Annotated in this window: 1 pseudogene; it reads left to right on the top strand. The window is 42.3% G+C overall.

The features are described 5' to 3' along the window. Positions 1-222, top strand: a pseudogene (locus I6E38_RS15195) (hypothetical protein); the annotation flags it as partial. Positions 223-300 lie beyond the last annotated feature (78 nt).

Raw genomic sequence — 300 nt, 5'->3', positions numbered from 1 at the left:
CACTTCGTGTGGAATATCGCAGAACGTTTGGGTAAACGTGATTACACAATGGCAATGCGAATAGCCTTTGTCAGGGCTTTATTTCCAAAGCCGTTTGAAGGCTTGGACTACAGCACATTGAAGAACCTGAAAGCACCATGTTCTAATGATGTCATTCCGATTGATGAGCCTGGCAATGGAGGATATGAGTTTCATGATATATCAGAGGAAACTCCCGAATAATCCCTATTGTTAGAGTTATTCCTTCGTGAATGACAAATGACTGTCACGAACCTCAGTAACGGAAGCATCATTCTGTTC

The sequence above is a fragment of the Leyella stercorea genome, from assembly GCF_021531355.1.
In the GTDB taxonomy this organism is placed as follows: Bacteria; Bacteroidota; Bacteroidia; order Bacteroidales; family Bacteroidaceae; genus Prevotella.
The sequence above is the reverse complement of the archived record's forward strand: the minus strand, read 5'-3'. Positions and strand labels throughout refer to the sequence as shown.